This window comes from Serinicoccus chungangensis, assembly GCF_006337125.1.
Classification (GTDB): domain Bacteria; phylum Actinomycetota; class Actinomycetes; order Actinomycetales; family Dermatophilaceae; genus Ornithinicoccus; species Ornithinicoccus chungangensis.
Map to the genome: position 1 here is coordinate 2280857 of NZ_CP040887.1, position 21103 is coordinate 2301959.

Annotated in this window: 21 protein-coding genes; 7 read left to right on the top strand and 14 right to left on the bottom strand. The window is 74.0% G+C overall.

Annotation, left to right across the window (positions count from 1 at the left end; translation table 11 throughout):
* Positions 1 to 9 precede the first annotated feature (9 nt).
* The gene (deoC, locus tag FHD63_RS10390) at positions 10 to 777 is read left to right on the top strand and encodes a deoxyribose-phosphate aldolase (RefSeq protein ID WP_139722004.1); all 768 of its coding nucleotides are present in this window, start codon (positions 10 to 12) and stop codon (positions 775 to 777) included.
* 110 nt (positions 778 to 887) lie between these two features.
* On the opposite strand, the gene FHD63_RS10395 is transcribed toward deoC, so the two are convergent.
* Together FHD63_RS10395 and FHD63_RS10400 are read right to left on the bottom strand one after the other, a co-directional pair.
* Positions 888 to 2177 (bottom strand): thymidine phosphorylase, encoded by a 1290-nt coding sequence (locus FHD63_RS10395; RefSeq protein ID WP_139722005.1) that lies wholly within the window; start codon positions 2175 to 2177, stop codon positions 888 to 890.
* A gap of 25 nt (positions 2178 to 2202) precedes the next feature.
* The gene (locus tag FHD63_RS10400; RefSeq protein WP_139722006.1) at positions 2203 to 2934 is read right to left on the bottom strand and encodes a hypothetical protein; all 732 of its coding nucleotides are present in this window, start codon (positions 2932 to 2934) and stop codon (positions 2203 to 2205) included.
* 54 nt (positions 2935 to 2988) lie between these two features.
* Between FHD63_RS10400 and FHD63_RS10405 the strand changes: the two genes are divergently transcribed.
* Both FHD63_RS10405 and FHD63_RS10410 read left to right on the top strand, forming a co-directional pair.
* A complete protein-coding gene (locus tag FHD63_RS10405; protein ID WP_139722007.1) occupies positions 2989 to 3654 on the top strand; it encodes a hypothetical protein in 666 nt (221 codons plus the stop codon).
* Between the two features lie 96 nt (positions 3655 to 3750).
* Positions 3751 to 4929 carry a chloride channel protein gene (locus FHD63_RS10410; RefSeq protein ID WP_139722008.1) on the top strand — a complete coding sequence of 393 codons (1179 nt, stop codon included), beginning with the start codon at positions 3751 to 3753 and terminating at the stop codon, positions 4927 to 4929.
* Positions 4930 to 5000: 71 nt separating this feature from the next.
* On the opposite strand, the gene FHD63_RS10415 is transcribed toward FHD63_RS10410, so the two are convergent.
* From FHD63_RS10415 to FHD63_RS10445, 7 genes are all read right to left on the bottom strand, one after another.
* Positions 5001 to 5396, bottom strand: a complete 396-nt coding sequence (locus FHD63_RS10415) for a cytidine deaminase (RefSeq protein WP_139722009.1) — start codon at positions 5394 to 5396, stop codon at positions 5001 to 5003.
* Positions 5397 to 5446: 50 nt separating this feature from the next.
* Entirely contained in the window at positions 5447 to 6751 is a 1305-nt protein-coding gene (locus FHD63_RS10420) for an ABC transporter permease (RefSeq protein WP_139722010.1), read from the bottom strand.
* Positions 6748 to 8070: an ABC transporter permease gene (locus FHD63_RS10425; protein ID WP_139722011.1), complete on the bottom strand. Its 1323-nt coding sequence runs from the start codon at positions 8068 to 8070 to the stop codon at positions 6748 to 6750. Before FHD63_RS10425 ends, FHD63_RS10420 begins: the two co-directional genes overlap by 4 nt.
* A complete protein-coding gene (locus FHD63_RS10430) occupies positions 8067 to 9719 on the bottom strand; it encodes an ABC transporter ATP-binding protein (RefSeq protein WP_139722012.1) in 1653 nt (550 codons plus the stop codon). Before FHD63_RS10430 ends, FHD63_RS10425 begins: the two co-directional genes overlap by 4 nt.
* Before the next feature lie 165 nt (positions 9720 to 9884).
* Positions 9885 to 11051, bottom strand: coding sequence for a BMP family lipoprotein (locus FHD63_RS10435; protein ID WP_139722013.1), 1167 nt, complete (start codon positions 11049 to 11051; stop codon positions 9885 to 9887).
* Between the two features lie 167 nt (positions 11052 to 11218).
* Positions 11219 to 12523 carry an amidohydrolase gene (locus FHD63_RS10440; protein ID WP_238705620.1) on the bottom strand — a complete coding sequence of 435 codons (1305 nt, stop codon included), beginning with the start codon at positions 12521 to 12523 and terminating at the stop codon, positions 11219 to 11221.
* Positions 12524 to 12590: 67 nt separating this feature from the next.
* Positions 12591 to 13691 (bottom strand): quinone-dependent dihydroorotate dehydrogenase, encoded by a 1101-nt coding sequence (locus tag FHD63_RS10445; protein WP_139722014.1) that lies wholly within the window; start codon positions 13689 to 13691, stop codon positions 12591 to 12593.
* A gap of 24 nt (positions 13692 to 13715) precedes the next feature.
* Here FHD63_RS10445 and FHD63_RS10450 point away from each other — a divergent pair, with 24 nt between their 5' ends.
* The 3 genes from FHD63_RS10450 (at position 13716) to FHD63_RS10460 (ending at position 16721) form a co-directional block, all read left to right on the top strand.
* A complete protein-coding gene (locus tag FHD63_RS10450; protein WP_139722015.1) occupies positions 13716 to 14828 on the top strand; it encodes a mannose-1-phosphate guanylyltransferase in 1113 nt (370 codons plus the stop codon).
* Between the two features lie 137 nt (positions 14829 to 14965).
* Entirely contained in the window at positions 14966 to 16126 is a 1161-nt protein-coding gene (locus tag FHD63_RS10455; protein ID WP_202978367.1) for a glycosyltransferase family 4 protein, read from the top strand.
* Positions 16127 to 16169: 43 nt separating this feature from the next.
* The gene (locus tag FHD63_RS10460) at positions 16170 to 16721 is read left to right on the top strand and encodes a 2'-5' RNA ligase family protein (protein ID WP_139722017.1); all 552 of its coding nucleotides are present in this window, start codon (positions 16170 to 16172) and stop codon (positions 16719 to 16721) included.
* A gap of 19 nt (positions 16722 to 16740) precedes the next feature.
* Here the strand turns inward: FHD63_RS10460 and FHD63_RS10465 are convergent, their stop codons facing one another.
* Positions 16741 to 17088 carry a LysM peptidoglycan-binding domain-containing protein gene (locus FHD63_RS10465; protein WP_202978368.1) on the bottom strand — a complete coding sequence of 116 codons (348 nt, stop codon included), beginning with the start codon at positions 17086 to 17088 and terminating at the stop codon, positions 16741 to 16743.
* Positions 17089 to 17283: 195 nt separating this feature from the next.
* Between FHD63_RS10465 and FHD63_RS10470 the strand changes: the two genes are divergently transcribed.
* Positions 17284 to 18297: a malate dehydrogenase gene (locus FHD63_RS10470; RefSeq protein WP_139722019.1), complete on the top strand. Its 1014-nt coding sequence runs from the start codon at positions 17284 to 17286 to the stop codon at positions 18295 to 18297.
* Between the two features lie 66 nt (positions 18298 to 18363).
* On the opposite strand, the gene FHD63_RS10475 is transcribed toward FHD63_RS10470, so the two are convergent.
* Genes FHD63_RS10475 through FHD63_RS10490 form a run of 4 tightly spaced genes read right to left on the bottom strand, consistent with a single transcriptional unit; the run spans position 18364 to position 21097 of the window.
* A complete protein-coding gene (locus FHD63_RS10475) occupies positions 18364 to 18666 on the bottom strand; it encodes a DUF3017 domain-containing protein (RefSeq protein ID WP_238705852.1) in 303 nt (100 codons plus the stop codon).
* Positions 18666 to 19517 (bottom strand): bifunctional methylenetetrahydrofolate dehydrogenase/methenyltetrahydrofolate cyclohydrolase, encoded by an 852-nt coding sequence (locus tag FHD63_RS10480; RefSeq protein ID WP_139722021.1) that lies wholly within the window; start codon positions 19515 to 19517, stop codon positions 18666 to 18668. Before FHD63_RS10480 ends, FHD63_RS10475 begins: the two co-directional genes overlap by 1 nt.
* A 34-nt stretch (positions 19518 to 19551) precedes the next feature.
* Positions 19552 to 20097, bottom strand: a complete 546-nt coding sequence (locus tag FHD63_RS10485; protein WP_139722022.1) for a glycine cleavage system transcriptional repressor — start codon at positions 20095 to 20097, stop codon at positions 19552 to 19554.
* A gap of 10 nt (positions 20098 to 20107) precedes the next feature.
* The gene (locus FHD63_RS10490; protein WP_158296754.1) at positions 20108 to 21097 is read right to left on the bottom strand and encodes a DMT family transporter; all 990 of its coding nucleotides are present in this window, start codon (positions 21095 to 21097) and stop codon (positions 20108 to 20110) included.
* Between the last annotated feature and the right edge of the window lie 6 nt (positions 21098 to 21103).

Consider the following 21103-nt stretch of genomic DNA (forward strand, 5'->3'; position numbering starts at 1 on the left):
CTGGTGGGTATGTCGCACACGATCGCCCCTGGCACCACGCTGACCACGCAGGATGTCGCCGACCTCATCGACCACGCCCTGCTCAAGCCCGAGCTCACCCCGGAGGAGGTCGAGCAGGCCTGCCGCGAGCTCGCGGCCGACGAGATCTGGTCGGTCTGCGTGCGTCCCTCGGACGTCCGGCTCGCGCTCGCCGCGGTGGACGGGCACCGGACCCGCGTCTGCACCGTCATCGGCTTCCCGCACGGGACCACCTCGACCGCGGGCAAGGTGGCCGAGGCGCGCCAGGCGCTGGCCGACGGCGCGACCGAGCTCGACATGGTGCTCAACATCGGCCGGCTGCGCGGGGGTGACCTCGACGCGGTCAAGCAGGACATCGCCGCGGTCGTCGAGGTCGGCCACGCCACCGACGTCCTGGTCAAGGTCATCATCGAGACCGCGCTGCTCGACGACGAGCAGAAGCAGGCTGCCTGCCGGGCGAGCCAGGAGGCCGGCGCCGACTTCGTCAAGACCTCGACCGGTTTCGCCGGCGGCGGGGCCACCCTGCCGGACGTGCGCCTCATGCGGGCGCACGTGCCGGACACCATGCAGGTCAAGGCGTCCGGCGGGGTGCGTGACATCGACACCCTCCTGGCGATGGTGGCCGAGGGCGTCACCCGCATCGGCACGTCCTCGACGGCGGCGCTGCTGGAGGGGGCCCGGGAGCGCGAGGAGGCCGGCACCCTGGTCGTCCCCGAGCCGGGGTCGGAGGTCGCCGGCGCGGACGGGCAGGGCTACTGACGCCAGGCCGGATCGCGCGTCCGGAGCGCGCGTCCGGTGCGTCCGGAGCGCGAGTCCGGTGCGGCTGGAGCGCGAGTCCGGTGCGGCTGGAGCGCGCGTCCGGTGCGGGGTCAGCCCACGCGGTCGATGACGATGCTGTCGGCCGTCTCCACCTCGTCGGCGGAGCCGACCGCCCACGCGCCGTCGAGGGCCGCGGTGGCCCGCTCGAGGCGACCCGCGTCGTCGGTGTGCAGCGTCATGAGCGGCTGACCCTTGCGGACCTCGTCGCCGGGCTTGGCGTGCAGGACGACGCCGGCGGCGGCCTGGACGGGGTCCTCCTTGCGGGCGCGGCCGGCCCCCAGCCGCCAGGCCGCGACCCCGACGGCCAGGGCGTCGAGCCGGGTGAGCACGCCGTCGGCGTCGGCGAGGACCTCCTGGCTCTCCTGGGACTCCGGCATGGACGCGTCCGGGTCACCGCCCTGCGCGGCGATCATCCGCCGCCACACGTCCATCGCACGACCGTCGGCCAGCGCGTCCGCGGGGTCGACGTCGGTCACGCCCGCCCCCTGCAGCATCTCCCGGGCCAGCGCGACGGTGAGGTCCACGACGTCCTTCGGCCCGCCACCGGCGAGCACCTCGACGGACTCGGCGACCTCGACGCCGTTGCCCGCGGTGAGCCCCAGGGGGGTCGACATGTCGGTGAGCAGGGCCACCGTGTGCACCCCGGCGTCCTGGCCCAGCGCCACCATCGTCTCGGCGAGCTCGCGCGCGTCGGCCTCGGTCTTCATGAACGCGCCGGACCCCACCTTGACGTCGAGGACGAGGGTCCCGGTGCCCTCGGCGATCTTCTTGCTCATGATCGAGGAGGCGATGAGCGGGATCGCCTCGACCGTCCCGGTGACGTCGCGCAGGGCGTAGAGCCGCTTGTCCGCGGGGGCGAGGCCGGAGCCGGCCGCGCAAATGACCGCGCCGACGTCCTCCAGCTGGTCCAGCATCTCCTCGTTCGACAGCGAGGCGCGCCAGCCCGGGATCGCCTCGAGCTTGTCCAGGGTGCCACCGGTGTGACCCAGCCCCCGGCCGGACAGCTGCGGGACCGCGACCCCGCAGGCGGCGACGAGCGGCGCCAGCGGCAGGGTGATCTTGTCGCCCACGCCGCCGGTGGAGTGCTTGTCGGCCGTGGGGCGGGACAGGGAGGAGAAGTCCATCCGCTCGCCGGAGGCGATCATGGCCTTGGTCCAGTCGCTGATCTCCCGGCGGTCCATGCCGTTGAGCAGGATGGCCATCGCCAGGGCCGACATCTGCTCGTCGGCCACCACGTCACGGGTGTAGGCGTCGATGACCCAGGCGATCTCCTCGCCGCTCAGCTCCCCCCGGTCGCGCTTGGTCCGGATGATGTCGACCGCATCGAAAGACTCGCTCATCCGCCCAGTGTGACGTATGTCGCGGCTAGGCGTAGCGACCGGTCCGGGCCAGCGAGCCGGAGGTCTGCACCACCCGCGCGACCCGGCTCCCGGGGAGCTCCTCGCCGCGGGCGGCGTCGACCTCCCGCGCCAGACGCCGCAGCCCCGACTCGAACTCCTTGCGCCCGCTGCCCGGTCCTCCGTGGGCACCCGAGAGCATCATCAGGGAGCGCTCGACGAGCTGGTCGATCTCCCCGAGGAGCCGTGTCACGTCCGCGCCGGTGCCGCTGCGCGCGGCGGTGTCCAGCTCCCGGCCCAGCCGGCCCAGGTGCAGCTGCCCGAGGGACACGACCGGGTCGGTCGAGGTGCTGGTCGGGTATGCCGTGGCGCCGGCGTCGCGGGTGCCCGGCCCCTCCCAGGGGTTCGCGCCAGGCGCGGCCTCCCGCGACGAGGCACCCCCCGTGGGTGGGTGCTCCGTCCCGCCCGCCCCCTGCCGGGGCAGCGGAGGGGGCGGGGTCTGGTCGGGGTAGCGGGGGACGTCGATGCGCGGCAGGTCGGAGGTGTCCTCCACGGGCTGCTGCGGGGTGGTGGCCGGTCGGTCGCCCGCCGTCGACCGGCCGCCCACGGACCTCGTGCGTCGCCCCTGGCCGGTGACCATGCTGACGACGACGAGCCCGATGATGATGGGCACGATCGGCACGTCCCAGCTGGAGAAGACGTTGACCAGGACGACCACGAGCACGATGCCGAAGATCGGCACCCGGGTGGGCTTCTTCATACGTGTCTCCGCTCTCGCTCCCCGACCGTGGGTCGGTGTGACATCCTGGCCCGCGTGCTCATCGCTGACATCATGGCCCTCGTCGCGCCGCCGGTCACGGACCTGCTGCGGCGCTCACGCAGTGTGACGCAGGACCCGCAACCGATGTTCCCCACGATCGTCGCCGTGCGCAACGACCGCGTCCTGGCCACGGTGTCGACCCTGCGCATCGAGGCGACGATGTCGGCCGCGACGACGATGGCCGTGGGGCTGGACCCGCAGGCGCTCGTCGTGGCCACCGAGGCGCGGCTCGACGACCGTCCGGCCCTGACCTACGCCGTCATGACCCACGAGCGCCGCGCCCGGTGGGTCGTCCAGGAGATCCACGACGACGGCCCCGAGGTGCGCTTCTCGGTCCCCGTGGACGGGGGCGAGCCCCGCGGGCAGGCGGCGGGGACGCTGCGGGTGCTGGCCGAGGCGATGGGTCAGCGCCCGGTCGACGTCTCGACGGTGGCGCGCCGGGACCGCTCGGGCACCTTCGGCGAGGACACCTTCCTCCCGCCGGAGCAGGGTCGCGTCGTCGTCGACGCCGGCACGATGAGCACCCTGCACGAGCGGGTCGCCGAGATCGGCGGCCAGGTGCTCTACCTCGCGCGCAGCCAGGAGGCCGGGAGGCTCGCCCTCGAGGCCGGCCTGCCCCGGCCCTGCCTCCTCTCCCCCGACCCGCCCGCACGGCCATGACCTCGACCCGCACTTCTGGCGGGTCATGGGGGTGCCGCCGTCGTCGGGCTGCTCGCCGGCGCGGCCTGCGTCGTCTACCTCGCCGTGGAGCACCTGGTGACCAGGCTCCTGTGGGGCGAGGAGGGGACCCCGCTGGGGTTGTTCACCGGGTCGCTGGTCGGGGTGGTCGTCGTGCTGGCCGCGGGTGCCCTGGTCGGGTGGGTACGGCACCGCATGGGGCTGACCGGCCCCGACCCCAACTTCATCGCCGAGATGATCGAGGGCGAGGTGCCTCCGCGGCGGGGACTGCGCTACGGCCTGCTCGGCCTCATCAGCCTGGTCGGTGGCGGCTCCGTGGGCCCGGAGGCGCCGCTGGGGACGCTCGGCGGCGGGATCGGCACGGCGGTGGGCCGGCGCTACGAGAGGCGTGAGGAGGCCACCGAGGACCTCACCTTCGCCGGGATCTCGGGCGTCTTCGGCGCCCTGGGCACCTTCCCGTTCACCGGCCCGATCATGGCCTGGGAGGCCCACCACGAGCGCTGGCAGCAGGCGCCGCACCGGATGCTGCCCGGCATCGTGTCGGCGACGACCGCGCTGGCCGTGCTCTACCCCCTCATCGGCACGCCGTTCCTGTCCGTCAACGACCTGGGCGAGCCCGACCTGCGGGTGTGGTGGATCGGGTTGGCCGTCGTCCTCGGGGTGGTGGGAGCCCTGCTGGGGGCGGGCTGCGTCGCGGCGATGACGCTCTCGCAGCGGTGGAGCAGGCGGGTGCCGCACGTCGTGACGCGGGCGGTGGTCGGTGCCGCGGTGGTCGCCGCGGTGGGGTATGCCCTCCCGCTCACCCTGTTCTCCGGCCGGGGGCAGCTGGGCGCGGTCCTGGAGGGAGGCGCCGCGGTCACCACCGGACTGCTGGTGCTGGTGCTCCTCGGGAAGGTCCTGACCTTCGTGGTCTCGATGAGCTGGGGCTTCTTCGGCGGTCCGATCTTCCCGCTGGTCTTCGTGGGCGCGGTGGCCGGGGTCCTGGTGCACCAGCTCGTGCCCGGCGTCCCGCTCGTCGTCGCGGTGCCGGCCCTGGCGGCGGCCGTCACGGTCGCGATGGTGCCGCTGCCGCTCATGGTCATGGTGATCACGACGATGATGTTCGGCCTGCAGCTGGAGCTCGGCGTCGTCCCGGCGGTGGCGGTCGTCACGTCCTTCGTGCTGGTGCGCGGCACCGGGCTGGCCGAGCGCCTCTCCGGTCCCCGCCGTCCCACCGGCACCACCGCGCGGGGAAACGAGCAGCGACCGGGGACATGACCCGGGCCGCGGTGCATCTCCCCGCAGGATGTGGCCGGTGTGGCCCGCGGGACACCTGACACCCGCAGGGCTCAGCGGCGCTCCAGGTCCTCCGGGCCGAACGCCTGCGGCAGCACCTCGTCCATGCGCAGCACGCCCTGCGGGGTCTGCAGCAGGCAGTCCGCACCGCCGTGCTCCCAGACCAGCTGCCGGCAGCGCCCGCAGGGCATGATCGTCTCGCCCCGGCCGTCGACGCACCACACCGCCACCAGGCGGCCACCGCCGCCGGCCACCAGGTCGGAGATCATCCCGCACTCGGCGCACAGGGTGACGCCGTAGCCGGCGTTCTCGACGTTGCACCCCGCCACCACGCGGCCGTCGTCGACCAGCCCCGCGACACCCACGGGGTAGCCCGAGTAGGGGGCGTAGGCCCGCTCCGTCATCGCGACCGCGGCGTCGTGCAGCGGCTGCCAGTCGATCGTGGCCATGGGGGACTCCTCGGGGGTCGGCGCCGGCCCGGCTGACTCGGGCCGCGCGCTCAGCTCTTGGTGTAGGGCACGCCCTCGGCGGCCGGCGGGCGGACCCGCCCGACGAAGCCGGCGACGGCCAGGATGGTGATGACGTAGGGCAGCATGAGGAGCAGCTCGGAGGGGACCCCGCTGCCGATGCTTGACAGCACGTTGCCCAGGTTCTTGGAGAAGCCGAAGAGCAGCGCGGCCATGACCGCACCCCACGGGTTCCACTTGCCGAGGATCATCGCCGCCAGCGCGATGTAGCCCTGGCCGGCCGACATCTCCCGCCCGAAGGCGAGCCCCGAGCCGACGGTGAAGAAGGCACCGCCGAGGCCGGCGATGGCACCACCCAGGATCGTGTTCCAGACCCGGCGCACGTTGACCTTGATGCCCACCGTGTCGGCCGCCTTCGGGTGCTCGCCGACGGCGCGGGTGCGCAGTCCCCACCGGCTGCGGAAGAGCATGAACTGCAGGCCGAAGATGAGGGCGTACATGAGGTAGACGAGGATCGTCTGGTCGAAGAGGACCGGTCCGACGACGGGGATGTCGGCCAGCAGCGGGATCCGGATGCGCGGCAGCGGCATGCGGCTGTTCCACAGGGCCTTGTTGTCGGAGAGCACGGTCGAGAAGAGGAAGCCCGTGAGCCCGATGATGAGGGTGTTGAGCACCACGCCGACGATGATCTGGTTGACCCGGAAGGACACCGAGAACCACGCCAGCCCGGCCCCCACGAGGGCACCGGCGATCGGTGCCGCGACCAGCCCGAGGTAGGCGGACCCCGCGGCCGAGGCGACGACCGCCCCCATGAACGCCCCGAAGAGCAGCTGGCCCTCGATGGCGATGTTGATGATGCCCGAGCGCTCGCAGATGACGCCGGACATCGCGCCGAAGACGAGCGGCACGGAGAGCGCCAGCGCCCCCGCGAGCAGCGAGACCATGGGGATGACGGTGCTGCGCCCGGCGCCCACGAAGGTGAGGAAGGCCAGGACGAAGGCGACCCCCACGACGACGTGCGACCAGGCCGGCAGCGGCCGACGCTGACGCCACCGCCAGAGAGAGAAGCCCGTGGCCGCGAGTATGACCACCAGCAGCACCACGAGGAAGCCCAGCGCGGGGACCGCGATGTTCGGGATGCTCACGACGTCGCCGCTGGTGCCGAACTGGAAGGTGGTCCGGGCATCCGCGGGGGTGTCGAGCACCCAGGCGAGGAGGGTGACGAGGGCGGCGAGGGCGTAGACGAGCGTGGCCTTGAGGCTCACCTTGGGTCGGGCCCGCTGAGGTCCGGCACCCTCGGGCGGGCTGACCTGCTGCGGCTCGGTGGCGGTGCTCATGCCGTGGCCTCCTGGGTCGCGCGGGTGTCGGCCTTGCGTCGTCGCCGACGGTCGGGGTCGGGCAGCCGGAAGACCGACCGCACCAGCGGGGGCGCGGCGATGAAGAGCACGATGAGCGACTGCACCACGAGGACGATGTCGATCGGGGTGGAGGTCAACGACTGCATGAGGAAGCCTCCGGCCTTGAGCGCCCCGAAGAGCAGCCCGGCGAAGAAGGTGCCCCAGGGCCGGGACCGCCCGAGCAGCGCGACGGTGATGGCGTCGAAGCCGAAGGACGCGGCCACGCCGGCGGTGAGCGAGCGCTCGGTGCCGAGCACCTGCCCGGTGGCGGCCAGGCCGGCCAGGGCGCCCGCGACCACCATGGTGATGACGGTGATCCGGCCCACCGACATGCCGGCGGTGCGGGCCGCGGCCGGGTTGGCGCCGACCGCGCGGATCTGGAAGCCGACGGTGGAGCGCTCCATGAGCCACCACACGAAGACGGTCGCGAGGATCGCGACGACGAAGCCCCAGTGCAGCCGGAAGCCGTTGTCCGGCCACAGCCACTGCGGCACGAGCAGCGGGTAGGTCGCGTCGGGGCTGACGGCCGGGCTGCGCTGCCCGGTGCGCCCGGGGTTGAAGCCGGGCTGCTTGAGGATGTAGCTGATGAGGTAGACCGCGATGTAGTTGAGCATGATCGTGACGATCACCTCGTTGGCCCCGAACCGGGCCTTGAGGACACCCGGGATGCCACCCCATACCGCCCCGCCGATCGCGCCACCGAGGATGGCGACGAGCAGGTGGATGACCGGCGGCAGGTCGAAGGCGAAGCCCAGCCAGGCGGCGACGATGGCGCCGACGATGATCTGCCCCTGGGCGCCGATGTTGAACAACCCGGCGCGGAAGCCCACGGCGATGCCGAGACCGGCGAGGATGAGCGGGATGGCGAAGACCATGGACTCGGTCAGCGGGTTGACCATGCCGGCGAAGGTCGCCGCCTGCCAGTCGAAGACCGAGCCACGGAACATCGCGACGTAGGCGTCGGCCATGGCCGTCCACCCGGCCGAGACGGTGTCGAGGGGCCGGGCGAAGAAGTAGGTCGCGGCCTCCCTGGTGTCCTCGTCGGCGAACGCGATGAGCAGCCCGCCAATGAGGAGGGCCAGCACGACCGCGAGCACCGACATGAGGGCGCTGCCGCCGAGGATCTGCTGGAGGACACCGGGGCGCTCCTGCTCGCGCACGGTGGGGCCGCCGGTCTCCCCGGGCGGGGTCGCCGCGACGGACTGCTCCTCGCCGGCGTCCGGTCGCTCGGGGGTGTGGCCGGGGGTCTGGTCGCTCACGGGCGCTCCTCGGTGGTCGCAGGGGCGGAGGTATGCCGGGTCTCACCCTCGGCGGCGGGGCGTCGGTCGTCGTCGCCCAGGTCGGCGGCACCCAGCACGGACCGGTGCTGCGCCGCCTGCTCCTGGGCGTCCTCGAGCGGCACGCCGGCCATCATGAGCCCGAGCACGTCCCGGTTGACCGGGGTGCCGTCCTCGCCCTTCGCGTCGACGATCCCCACGATGCGCCCGCGGTACATCACCGCGATGCGGTCGGCGAGACCGAGCACCTCGTCCAGCTCGGTCGAGACGATGATGACGGGGGTGCCGCGGTCGCGCTCGGCGACGACCCGGCTGTGCACGAACTCGATGGAGCCGACGTCCAGGCCCCGGGTGGGCTGCGAGGCGACGAGCAGGCGCAGCGGACGGGACATCTCCCGGGCCAGCACGACCTTCTGCGCGTTGCCGCCGCTGAGGGTGAGGATGGGGTCGTGCACCGAGGTGTGGCGGACGTCGAACTCCTCGGTCCGCTGCTCGGCGTTGGCGGTGACCTTGGCCGGGCTCATCGACACGCCGCGGGCGAAGGGCTGGGTGTCGTAGAGGTCGAGGACGAGGTTCTCGGCGATGGAGAAGCTGGACACGACGCCGTCGGTCGAGCGGTCCTCCGGCACGAAACCGATGCCGGAGCGCAACCGCTGCTTGACGCCGGTGCCCAGGATGTCCTTGCCGTCGAGGCGGACCGACCCGGAGTCGGCCTCCTCGATGCCGAGGATGACCTCGGCGAGCTCGGTCTGGCCGTTGCCCTGGACCCCCGCCACGCAGAGGATCTCCCCGGCGCGCACGTCGAAGGAGATGTCGTCGACGAGGACGGTGCCGTTGGGGGCGACGACGGACAGGTTCTCCACCTCGAAGGTCGCCTCCCCCGGCCGCGCCGGCTCCTTGTCGACCGTCAGGCTCACCGAGCGGCCGACCATGAGCGAGGCGAGCTCGGTCTCGGTGGAGGTCGGGCTGGCCTCCCCCACGACCTTGCCGCGCCGGATGACGGTGATCCGGTCGGCGATCGCCCGGACCTCGCGCAGCTTGTGGGTGATGAAGACGATGGAGGTCCCGGACTCCTTGAGCTCGCGCATGATGCGGATGAGCTCGTCGGTCTCCTGCGGGGTGAGCACGGCGGTGGGCTCGTCCAGGATGAGCACCTGCGCGTCCCGCGACAGCGCCTTGATGATCTCGACCCGCTGCTGGACGCCGACCGGCAGGTCCTCGATCCGGGCGTCCGGGTCGACCTGGAAGCCGAACCGGTCCGAGATCTCGCGCACCCGGCGGCGCGCCTCCTCCAGCCTGAGCACCCCCCCGGCGCCGGTGGGCTCGTAGCCCAGCGCCACGGACTCGGCCACGGTGAAGACCGGCACGAGCATGAAGTGCTGGTGCACCATGCCGATGCCCGCGGACACCGCGTCACCCGGCCCCTTGAAGGTCGCCGGGGAGCCGTCCAGGAGGATCTGCCCGTCGTCGGGGTCGTAGAGCCCGTAGAGGACGTTCATCAAGGTGGACTTGCCGGCGCCGTTCTCGCCGAGCAGGGCGTGGATCTCCCCCGGCTCGACGACGAGGTCGATGTGGTCGTTGGCGACCAGCGAGCCGAAGACCTTGGTGATGCCCTGCAGCTCGAGCTTCATCGCAGAACCTGCTTCATACCTACCTCACGGGTGGGGCGGACCGGGCGCCGGCGATCGGGCGCCACCGGGTGGTGCGGAGGGACAGCGTAGCGGCCCGGCCCGAGGGGGCCGGGCCGCTACCGGGGCGGTGGTCCGCAGGTCAGGGGCCGACCGGCGGACCCCACCTCACTGCTGCGGGCTGTTGGGGGACTCGACGGTGATGTCCCCGGAGACGACCATCTCCTCCAGCATGGTGACCGCCTCGGCGAGCGACATCTCCTCGCCGTCCGGGCCGGTGACCATCGTGCCCTCGACGTCGTCGGCCATGTCGTGGTACTCGGCCAGGCCGACACCGTCGTTCTCCAGCGTGCCGACGTAGGGCTCGTTGGTGAAGTCGCCCTCGACCGCCTCGGTGACGGTGGTCTCGACCGCCGGGCCGATCTGCTTGAGGACCGAGGTCAGCATGAGGTCGGAGTACTCGGACGCCGTGAGGTAGCCGTCGGAGTCCACCCAGATGATGTGGACGCCGTCCGCCTCGGAGGCCGCCGCGGCGGCGCCGAGACCGACCGGCCCGGCGACCGGCATGATGATGTCCGCGCCCTGGGAGATGAACTGCTCGGTGAGGGTCTGGCCCTGGCTCTGGTTCTCGAAGTCGCCGGAGAAGGCGCCCTCCTGGGCCTCCTTGTCCCACCCGAGCAGGTTGACGTCGGTGCCGTTGTCCTCGTTGAACTTGTCGACGCCGTCGGAGAAGCCGTCCATGAAGACCGCCACCGACGGGATCTGAAGCCCGCCGAAGGTCGCGACCGTGCCGGACTCGGTCATGCCCGCCGCCAGGTAGCCGGCGAGGTAGCTGGCCTCGGCGGTGTTGAAGAGGATCGGCTTGGCGTTCTCCAGCTCGACCGGGTTGAAGTCGGCGTCGCTGAAGGCGGAGTCGATGAGGGCGAAGTTGGTGTCGGGGTTCTCCTCCGCGGCCGCCTGGATGGCGTCCTCGAGGAGGAAGCCGACGCCGATGGTGATGTTGCAGCCCTGGGAGACCAGGTTGGAGACGTTGGTGGCGTAGTCGGTGTCCGCCTGCGACTCGACCTCCACGGGCTCGATGCCGAGCTCCTCCGCGGCGGCGTCCAGACCCTCCTTGCCCGACTGGTTGAACGACTGGTCGTCGAACCCGCCGGAGTCGGAGACCATGCAGGCCTTGAAGTCACCGGCGTCGCCGCCGGCGGCCTCGCCGCCCTCGCTGCTCTCGGCGCTGTCGCCGCCGGCGCTGGTGTCGTCTTCTTCGGGAGCCTCGCCGCAGGCGGCAAGGACGAGGGTGGCGGCCGCACCGGCGGCTGCGAGCTTCAGGACCCGACGCACGGGATACTCCTTTGTCCTGTGGGGTATGACGCGACGATGGTAACCCTGGTGACTCGCCGGTAGGTGCCGCGGCTCACGCGCGCGGCAAGACGTGACGAACTCGTGACCTGCGCGGTCACACCCGTCACACCCGCCCCGCTCGGGCGCACCCGGACCGGCCGGGTGGGTCAGGGGTGCGTCTCCCCCAGCGCCGTGAAGACCGCCCCGGCGAGCAGCTTGGCACCCACGAGCACCGACCGCTCGTCCACGACGAGGTCGCCCTGGTGCAGCTCGTAGGTCGGCCCGCCCGGCGACCGGGTCCCGAGCCGGGCCATCGCCCCGGGGACCTCCTGGAGGTACCACCCGAGGTCCTCGCCCCCCATGGACTGCTTGGTGGCCTGCACCGACCCCGCCCCCAGCAGCATCATGCCCGCCTTGGACAGCGCGACGACCGAGGCGTTCTCGTTGTCCACCGGCGGCACGCCCTTGGTGTACTCGACGCTCGCGCTCACCCCGTAGGGGGCGACCACCGCCTCGACGGTCTCGGTGAAGATGGGCTCGACGACGTCCCACAGCTCGGCGTCGAGCATGCGCAGGGTGCCCAGGGCCTCGCCGCGCGCCGGGATGACGTTGGCCGCGGCCCCCGCCCGCACCACGCCCCAGACGAGGATCGCGGCCGCGCGGGGGTCCAGCCGGCGGGTCAGCGCCGCGGGCACCTCGGTGACGACCTTGCCCAACGCGTAGGTGATGTCCTGGGTCAGGTGGGGCCGCGAGGTGTGTCCGCCACGGCCCGTGATGACGACGCGCACCTCGTCGGACGCCGCGGTGATCGGCCCGACGCGCAGGCCGACGCGGCCGACGTCGACGGAGGGGTCGCAGTGCACCGCGAGCATCCGGTCGACCCCCTCGAGCCCACCCTGCTCCATGACCTTGAGCGCGCCCCCGGGATGGGTCTCCTCGGCGGGCTGGAAGACCAACCGGACGGCGGCCTGCCGCGCGACCAGCTCCTCGGACAGCGCGTGCAGGGCCAGCCCGGCCCCGATCAGCCCGACCGTGTGCACGTCGTGACCGCAGGCGTGGCAGACGCCCGCGGTGGTGGAGGCGAAGGGGAGCCCGGTCACCTCGTCGATGGGCAGGGCGTCGAGGTCCGCGCGCAGGGCGATGCGGGTGCGCGGCTCGGGGTGGCCGATGTCGACCAGGGCACCGGTGCCCGGCAGGGTGCGGACCTGCGCACCGGCCTGCGACAGCACGCCCGCGACGAGCTCGGTGGTCCGGTGCTCGGTCCAGCACACCTCCGGGTTCTGGTGCACCTGGCGCCGCCAGGCCAGCAGCTCCTCGGCGCGACCCTCGACCACGGCCTCGATCCGTCGCATCACCTCGGCGAGAGGGCGGGGTCCGGGCCGCTCCCCCTGGCCGGGGTCGGGGGCGGCGGTCTCGCGCTGGGTGCGGGCGTCGGTGGTCAACGGCTCTCTCCGGACGGGGCTGGGGGGCATCCTCGAGCATACGCGCGGCTCCCCCGCCACCCCCTCACCCCCACCGGGCGTCGAGCGGGGGGCGTCCTCACCCCGACCGGTCGCCGCGCGGGGTCGTCGCCGCGACGGCGTCGGCGACGAGGCCGGGCCCGGCGTACACCAGGCCCGTGTAGAGCTGGACCAGGTCCGCCCCGGCGTCGACCATCGCGGCGGCGTCCGCCCCGGTCAGCACGCCACCCACGCCGATGACCGGCAGGTCGGTCAGCCGGCGCACCTGGCCGACGACCTCCCTGGCCCGCAGCGTCAGCGGTGCTCCGGACAACCCGCCGCTCTCGGCCGCCGCGCGGGCCGCGTCCACGGCGGCGACCCACTCCCGGGACAGGGTCGTGTTGGTGGCGATGATCCCGCGCACCCCGGCGTCCACCGCCACGCCGACCGCCTGCTCCAGGGCCGGCGCGGTGAGGTCGGGCGCCACCTTGACGAGGACCGGGACGTCCGCCGCCCGCACGACGGCGGTGAGGAGCTCCCCCAGCGGACCGGCGTCCTGCAGCGAGCGCAGGCCCGGGGTGTTGGGCGAGGACACGTTGACCGCCAGGTAGTCGGCGAGCCCGGTGAGCGCCCGCACCGAGGCGAGGTAGTCCTCCACCGCCTCGTCCACGGGGGTGACCTTGCTCTTGCCGATGCTCACCCCGACGGGCAGCCGCACGGACCCCGCCTGCCGCGCGGCGCGGAGGCGGGCGGCGAGCGCCTCGACGCCCTCGTTGTTGAAGCCCATCCGGTTGATGACGGCACGGCTGGCCGGCAGCCGCACCAGGCGCGGGCGGGGGTTGCCCGGCTGCGGCCGCGCGGTGACGGTGCCCAGCTCGACGTGCCCGAACCCGAGGGCCCCCCAGCCCGCCACCGCCCGGCCGTCCTTGTCCATCCCGGCGGCCAGGCCGACCCGGTGGGCCAGACGCAGCCCCAGCACCTCGACCCCCCGGCCCCGGGGCACCGCCGTGCCGCCTGCTGCCAGCAGCGCCCGGGTGAGCGGGCTGCGGCCCAGCGCGTCCACGCCACGGACGGTGAGGTGGTGGGCCTGCTCGGCGTCGAGCCGCCAGGCCACGGGGCGCACCACCCCGCGGTAGCCGAGGCGTTGCGCGGCGCCGAGCACCCGGCGCGCGGCACCGGCGGACGGCGGGGACGAAGCCATGAGGGCAACCCTAGACTGGCGGAGATGATCACCTCCAGCCGCGCCGACGACGCCTTCGCCGACCTCACGGCCGTCGTCCCGGCCGGGGGCTCGGGGACCCGGCTGTGGCCGCTCTCGCGCAGCGCCGCCCCGAAGTTCCTCCAGGACCTCACCGGCTCGGGCCGGTCGATGCTGCAGGAGACGGTCGACCGCGTGGGCCGGCTGATCGGCGGACGGGTGCTTGTCGTCACCGGTCGGGCCCACGCGTCGGCCGTCCGGCGGCAGCTGGCCGGGCTCCCCCAGGACCGGCTGCTGCTCGAGCCCTCGCCGCGGGACTCCATGCCGGCGATCGGGTGGGCCGCGGCGGTGCTCGAGCGGGAGGACCCGCAGTCCGTGCTGGGCTCGTTCGCGGCCGACCACGTCATCGAGGACGAGACGGCCTTCGCGGACTGCGTGCGCCAGGCCGTGGTCGCCGCCCGGGGCGGCGCCCTGGTCACCCTGGGCATCCAGCCTCGACACCCCGCCACGGGGTTCGGCTACATCGAGGTGGGCCGGCGGCGGTCCTACCCCACCGCCCCGGACGTCCACGAGGTCGTCTCCTTCGTGGAGAAGCCGGACCGCGGCGTCGCCGAGCGCTACCTCGCGGGCGGGCGGCACCTGTGGAACGCCGGCATCTTCGTCGTCCGGGCCGGGGTGCTGCTGGACCTCCTCGCCGTCCAGCACCCGGAGATGGTGCGCAGCCTGCGGCTGCTGGCCCGGGACCCGGGTCGGCTGGACGAGGTCTGGGGCTCGTTGCCGGCGGTGGCCATCGACCGGGCCGTCGCCGAGCCGGCCGCCCGCAGCGGCCTGGTGGAGGTGGTCCCCGCCGAGCTGGGCTGGGACGACGTCGGCGACTTCGCCTCCCTGGCCACCCTGCTCCAGGAGCACCCCCGCCACCCCGGCGTGCGGGTGCTCGGCAGCCCCGACGACGTGCTCGCGCAGGACTCCACGGGCCTCGTCGCCGCCCGCGGAGGACGGACCGTGGTGACCCTGGGCGTGGAGGGGGTCGTGGTCGTCGACACCCCCGACGCCCTGCTGGTCACCACCCGCGAGCACTGCCAGGACGTGCGCTCGGTCGTGGCCGCCCTGCAGCAGCTCGGCCACGAGGACCTGACGTGACGGCGCGACCCGGCACCGCACGCTCGCCCCGGCGTGCCCTGCGCGACGGGATCGGGCACCATCTGGTCACCCGTCGGCCACCCGACACACCCCCAGGGTCCGCCGACGACATACCCGACGCGCCGAGGATGGACCACGTGCGCGTCGCCATCGTCACCGAGTCCTTCCTCCCCGCCCTCAACGGCGTCACCACGAGCGTCTGCAAGGTGCTGGAGTGCCTGCGCGAGCAGGGGCACGAGGCGCTCGTCATCGCTCCCGGCACCAGCCCGTGGAGCCCGGTCATGACCCCGGAGCACTACGCCGGCTTCCCGGTGCACACCGTCACGAGCCTGCCCGTGCGCAAGTTCCGCGTCGGGCTCCCCTCCTACGAGCTCGAGACCGTCCTGCACCGCTTCGGGCCCGACGTCGTCCACGTCGCCTCGCCCTTCGTGCTCGGCGTGCGCGGCCTCGTCGCCGCCCGCGCCCTCGGCCTGCCGTCGGTGGCGATCTACCAGACCGACATGCCCTCCTACATCCGCCAGCACGCCGGCCCCGCGGGCGACCTGACCGCGCGGGCCGCCTGGCGCTGGATCCGCCGCATCCACGAGCAGGCCGACCTCACGCTGGCCCCGTCCACCTCGGCCCTGGCCGACCTGGCCGCCCACGACGTCCCCCGCGTGGCGCTCTGGGGCCGGGGCGTCGACAGCGACCTCTTCCACCCGGGGCGTCGCGACGACCCCGACGCGGGCGCGCTGCACGCCACGCTGGCACCGCGCGGGGAGACCGTCCTGGGCTACGTCGGTCGGCTCGCCCCGGAGAAGGAGCTGCACCGGTTGACCGAGCTCGCCTCCCTGCCGGGCACCCGGCTCGTCCTCGTCGGTGAGGGGCCCAGCCGGGAGATCCTGCAGGCCCAGCTGCCCGAGGCGGTCTTCCTGGGCCGCCGTGAGGGCGCCGAGCTGGCGCGCGCCTACGCCGCCTTCGACGTCTTCGTGCACACCGGCACCCGCGAGACCTTCGGCCAGACGCTGCAGGAGGCCTCGGCGGCCGGGCTGCCGGTCGTCGCGCCGGCACGCGGCGGCCCCGTCGACCTCATCGAGCCCGGGGTGACCGGTGCGCTGTTCGACCCCGACGTGCGGGGGGCGTTGCGGGAGGCGGTCCTGCCGCTGGTCGGGCCGGGGCCCGAGGAGCAGCAGCTGCGCCGACGGCTGGGCGCGGCAGGGCGGCTGCGGGTGGAGGAGCGTTCCTGGCCGGCGCTGGTGGACCAGCTCGTCGGGCACTACTCGCGGGTCGTGCACAAGGCTGCCCGCTCGGTGGCCTGAGCACGTCCCCAGGGCGCCGGGCGGTGCCGAGTAAGGTGTGCCGATGACCAGCGGCCCCTCGTCCGACCCCGTGGTCGACCCGGCCGTGGTCGGCGTGGCCATCCCCGTCCCGGAGCCGTGGGGAGCGCACCTGCAGCGCCTGCGGATCGGCTACGGCGAGGAGCGGGCCGCGCGGATCCCCACCCACATCACGCTGCTGCCGCCGACCGAGGTCGCGTCGGGCGTGGTGGACGACCTGGAGGCACACCTGCACCGGGTGGCCGCCGAGCACGCGGCGTTCGAGGTCCTGCTGCGCGGCACCGGGACCTTCCGCCCCGTGTCGGACGTCGTCTTCGTGCAGGTGGCCAAGGGGGTCGCGACCTGCGAGCGGCTGGAGCAGGCGGTGCGGTCGGGGCCGGTGCAGCGCCGGATCGACTTCCCCTACCACCCGCACGTCACCCTGGCGCACGACATCCCCGGGCCGGCCATGGACCGCGCGTTCAGCGACCTGGCCGCCTTCAGCTGCACCTTCACCGCGGACGTCGTCCGGCTCTACGTCCACGACGGCGACGGGCTGTGGCGCACGCGCGCCGACCACCCGCTGACCGGCGGATGAGCCCGCGGGCCTCCGGGCGTCAGGCCGGGTCGCGGGGCAGCCGGAAGACCTGACCCGCGAAGATCAGCTCCGGGTCCGGTATGCCGTTGAGGCGCACGATGCCCTCCTCGTCCACGCCGTGCCGGGCCGCGAGGTCGGCCAGGGTGTCCCCCGGCTGGACGGTGGCCGTGGGGTGACGCCCCTCGGACGGTGCGGACGTGCTGGTCGGCTCCGCCGCGGCCTGGTCGGGGGTGGCCCCCGCTGCCGCGTCGTCGGGTGCCGCCGCGGGACGCGCGCTCTCCGGTCGGGCCCCGCTGTCCGCCGCGGCGCCGGCCGCGCCGGGGCGCCGACCGCGCAACGCCCCCCTGATCCGGTCGATGAGTCCCATGCTCCACTCCGTTCCTGCGGCCGGGCGGGTCGGGCGCCCCGCACGCGACGGCCGTCGTGCCCGCGCACCGTAGCCCACCACCGCCGACCCCGGCCACTCGGACGCGGTGGCCTCCGGGCAGGGTGCTAGCGTCGGCCGCATCAGCCGTCCGGCGGCGCGGCGCTGCCCCACACCGGGCGTGCACGGCGCCGGTCCATGTGCACCCGAAGGAAGGTCCCGTTCGTGAACACTCCCGTCAAGGTCGCCGTCACCGGAGCCGCCGGTCAGATCGGCTACAGCCTGCTCTTCCGCATCGCCTCCGGCGAGCTGCTGGGTCCGGACACCCCCGTCGAGCTGCGTCTGCTGGAGATCACCCCGGCGCTGGGCGCGCTCGAGGGCGTCGTCATGGAGCTCGACGACTGCGCCTTCCCGCTGCTGAGCGCCGTGCAGACCGGTGACGACCCCGACGTCGTCTTCGACGGCGTCAACGTCGCGCTGCTCGTCGGCGCCCGCCCGCGCACCAAGGGGATGGAGCGCGGCGACCTGCTGGAGGCCAACGGCGCCATCTTCACCGCCCAGGGCAAGGCGCTCAACGGGCACGCCGCCGACGACGTGCGGATCACGGTGACGGGCAACCCGGCCAACACCAACGCCCTCATCGCCATGAGCAACGCCCCCGACATCCCGGCCGAGCGCTTCTCGGCGCTCACCCGCCTGGACCACAACCGGGCGATCGCCCAGCTCGCGGCCAAGGTCGGCGCCCCGGTCACCGACGTCTCGCACATGACGATCTGGGGCAACCACAGCGCCACCCAGTACCCCGACCTCTTCCACGCCCAGGTCGGCGGGCGCAACGCCGCCGAGGCCGTCGGGGACCAGCAGTGGATCGAGGACACCTTCATCCCCACCGTCGCCAAGCGCGGCGCCGCCATCATCGAGGCCCGCGGCTCCTCCTCGGCCGCCTCGGCGGCGTCCGCCACCATCGACCACGCGCGTGACTGGCTGCGCGGCTCGCCGGAGGGCGACTGGGTGTCGATGGCGGTCCGCTCGGACGGCTCCTACGGCGTCGAGGAGGGACTCATCAGCTCCTTCCCGGTGACCACCCGCGACGGGTCCTACGAGATCGTCCAGGGCCTGGACATCGACGACTTCTCCCGGGGCCGGATCGACGCCACGGTGGCCGAGCTGTCCGAGGAGAAGGCCGCCGTCACCCAGCTCGGCCTCATCTAGCCCGCTCCCCCGCACCACCACCGCCCCTCCTCGCACGCCGAGGAGGGGCGGTTCTCGTGCCGCGGCTCAGCCCAGGCGCAGGGTCGCGGCGACGGCCACCGTCGCGGCGCCGAGGAGGACCAGCGTCGCGACGTCCGTGAGCCGGCTGCGCACCTCCAGGCCGCCCGCCCGGCCGGGCGGCAGGAACGCCCGGAGCAGGGCGAGCACGCCCAGGGTGGCCCCGAGGGCGTAGCCGTAGGCGCGCAGGTTCGAGGAGGTCAGCAGCACGCCGGAGACCACCAGGCCGAGGACACCCACCCACCAGGCCCCGAGCGGCTGCGTCGAGGCGCCGGACTCCCGCCGCTCCTGCTCCCCCGGCGCGCCGTCCATCACGCGGCGTCGAGGGTGCGTTCCGCGGCCTCCACGACATTGCTCAGCAGCATGGCCCGCGTCATGGGCCCCACGCCGCCGGGGTTCGGGGTCAACCAGCCGGCCACCTCGGCGACGTCCGGGTGCACGTCGCCGGCGATCTTGCCGTCCCGACGGGCGACGCCCACGTCCATGACGGCCGCTCCCGGCTTGACCATGTCCGGGGTGATCATGTCCGGCACGCCGGCCGCCGAGATGACGATGTCGGCCCGCCGCGTGTGCGCGGCGAGGTCCCGGGTGCCGGTATGGCACAGGGTCACCGTCGCGTTCTCGCTGCGCCGCGTGAGGATGAGGCCCAGCGGTCGGCCCACGGTGAGGCCGCGCCCCACCACCACGACCTCGGCACCGGCGATCGGCACGTCGTACCGGCGCAGCAGCTCCACGCACCCCACGGGGGTGCACGGCAGCGGCGCCGGTTCGCCCAGCACGAGAGCCCCGAGGTTCCTGGGGTGCAGCCCGTCGACGTCCTTGGCCGGGTCGACCCGCGAGAGGATCGCGAACTCGTCGAGGCCCGTGGGCTGCTGGACGAGGAAGGCGGTCACGGCGGGGTCGGCGTTGAGCTCGTCGACGGTCGCGAGGACGTCGGCGAGGCCGGAGCCCGCGGGCAGCTCGCGCCGCACCGAGGTGACGCCGATGGCGGCGCAGTCCTTGTGCTTCGCCCCGACGTACCACCGGCTGGCCGGGTCGTCACCCACGAGGACGGTGGCCAGCCCGGGGACGACCCCACGCCGGGCCAGGGCCTCGACCCGGGTGCGCAGCTCGTCCTGGATCGTCGCGTGCACGGCCTTGCCGTCAAGGATCGTCGCGGTCATGGCGTCGAGTCTAGGGACGTGCGGGCGGCGGGTCTCACTCCCACTCCGGCTGGTCGTCCGCGTCGAAGCTGATGTCCACGAGGAGCTCGGCGGCCAGGTCCTCCAGGGCCCGCCGCAGGGCCGACAGGTCGGTCTCCGCGGGCGCGCGCAGGCGGACCTTGGCGGCGAAGAGGTCCCCGCCGGCCTGGGGTGCCGGCACGACCTTCGTCTGGAGGTCCTCCACGGACACCTGCTGCCCGGCCAGGATGCCGGTGATCTCCTTGACGATGCCGGGTCGGTCGTTGCCGACGAGGTCCAGGTGCAGCAGGTCGCCCGCGGGGCGGGCCGGTCCGGTGGCGGCGTCGTCGCCCACGAGGTGCACGGTCGTCTCCAGCACCCCGCCGAGCCCGCCGAGGGCCTCGGCCAGGGCCTGCGACCGGCTGTCGGGGACGTCCACGGTGACGATGCCGGCGAACTTGCCGGCGAGCTCGGCCAGCTGGCTGCGCTCCCAGCTCCCGCCGTGCTCGGCCACCACGTCGGCCAGCACGTTGACCAGCCCGGGCCGGTCGTCGCCGATGACGGTGATCACGAGGGTCGCCATGTCCGGGAGCCTACCGGTGCGTGAGGGCCGCGGGCGAGGGTGCGCGCCGACCTCGCGCAGGTCGGGCCAGCGCGGCCCAGACCGAGGCCGTGAGGGCCAGCGCGACGCCGAGGAGCAGCTGGGGGCCCAGCGCCGCACGGCCGACCGGGTCCAGGGCGTCGAGCAGCACACCCACCACCAGCTGGGTCGTGATGGTGACGAGGGCGAAGACGAGGACGGGCACGTGCTGCACCGCGTAGGCCGCCAGGGCGATGAAGACGATGCCCATCACCCCGCCGGTCCACGCCCACCAGGGCAGACCGGCGCCGACGGGGCTGGGCCGCAGCCCGCCCGCGAGCGAGGCCACCAGGCCGAGGAGCACCAGGGTCAGCGTGCCGGTGAGGAAGTTGACCCAGGCGGTCGCGACCGGCGCCCTGCTCACCGTGGTGACCACGCCGTTGAGCGCCTGCTGCACCGAGGTGAGGGCGCCGGCGGCGCAGACCAGCACGAGCGCGAGGGCGAAGCCCACCCCGGCACCGACCGCGGCACCGCCCTGGTCCGGTCGGGCCGTGGCCGCCACCGCGACGCCGACGACGGCGAGCGCCGCCGCCCCGACCCGCCCGGCCCGCCACGGCTGCGCCGGCCCGGGGCCCAGGCCGGCGCGGTCGACGAGCAGCGCGCTGACCGACTGCCCGCCGATCACCGCGACGAGGAAGGCGGTGACGCCCACCAGCGGCACGGCATACGTCTGGCTGGCGACGAGGAGGGCGCCCCCGACACCCCCGACGACCTGCCAGGGGCGCAGGGACCCGGCCCGCACCGCCGCCCAGACGGCGGCGGCGCGTCGGCGCAACGGGGCGAGCCCGAGCAGCAGGGTGAGCACGACGAGGCCGCTGCCGAACGACAGCGTGGCCGCCGGGAGCGCGCCCACCTGCTCCGAGAGCACCCCGTTGACCCGGGACTGGACCGGCAGCACGGCCCCGCAGGCCCCCGCCGCGAGCAGCGGCAGGAGGGTCGCCACCAGGGG

What these genes read in the sequence shown, in the direction of transcription:
- FHD63_RS10485 (WP_139722022.1), bottom strand. Translation starts at nt 20,097, where the DNA reads ATGGCGACCCTCGTGATCACCGTCATCGGCGACGACCGGCCCGGGCTG.
- FHD63_RS10450 (WP_139722015.1), top strand. Translation starts at nt 13,716, where the DNA reads ATGATCACCTCCAGCCGCGCCGACGACGCCTTCGCCGACCTCACGGCC.
- FHD63_RS10480 (WP_139722021.1), bottom strand. Translation starts at nt 19,517, where the DNA reads ATGACCGCGACGATCCTTGACGGCAAGGCCGTGCACGCGACGATCCAG.
- FHD63_RS10440 (WP_238705620.1), bottom strand. Translation starts at nt 12,523, where the DNA reads ATGCCCCCCAGCCCCGTCCGGAGAGAGCCGTTGACCACCGACGCCCGC.
- FHD63_RS10415 (WP_139722009.1), bottom strand. Translation starts at nt 5,396, where the DNA reads ATGGCCACGATCGACTGGCAGCCGCTGCACGACGCCGCGGTCGCGATG.
- FHD63_RS10400 (WP_139722006.1), bottom strand. Translation starts at nt 2,934, where the DNA reads ATGAAGAAGCCCACCCGGGTGCCGATCTTCGGCATCGTGCTCGTGGTC.
- FHD63_RS10475 (WP_238705852.1), bottom strand. Translation starts at nt 18,666, where the DNA reads ATGGACGGCGCGCCGGGGGAGCAGGAGCGGCGGGAGTCCGGCGCCTCG.
- FHD63_RS10465 (WP_202978368.1), bottom strand. Translation starts at nt 17,088, where the DNA reads ATGGGACTCATCGACCGGATCAGGGGGGCGTTGCGCGGTCGGCGCCCC.
- FHD63_RS10420 (WP_139722010.1), bottom strand. Translation starts at nt 6,751, where the DNA reads ATGAGCACCGCCACCGAGCCGCAGCAGGTCAGCCCGCCCGAGGGTGCC.
- deoC (WP_139722004.1), top strand. Translation starts at nt 10, where the DNA reads ATGTCGCACACGATCGCCCCTGGCACCACGCTGACCACGCAGGATGTC.
- FHD63_RS10445 (WP_139722014.1), bottom strand. Translation starts at nt 13,691, where the DNA reads ATGGCTTCGTCCCCGCCGTCCGCCGGTGCCGCGCGCCGGGTGCTCGGC.
- FHD63_RS10430 (WP_139722012.1), bottom strand. Translation starts at nt 9,719, where the DNA reads ATGAAGCTCGAGCTGCAGGGCATCACCAAGGTCTTCGGCTCGCTGGTC.
- FHD63_RS10460 (WP_139722017.1), top strand. Translation starts at nt 16,170, where the DNA reads ATGACCAGCGGCCCCTCGTCCGACCCCGTGGTCGACCCGGCCGTGGTC.
- FHD63_RS10395 (WP_139722005.1), bottom strand. Translation starts at nt 2,177, where the DNA reads ATGAGCGAGTCTTTCGATGCGGTCGACATCATCCGGACCAAGCGCGAC.
- FHD63_RS10470 (WP_139722019.1), top strand. Translation starts at nt 17,284, where the DNA reads ATGTGCACCCGAAGGAAGGTCCCGTTCGTGAACACTCCCGTCAAGGTC.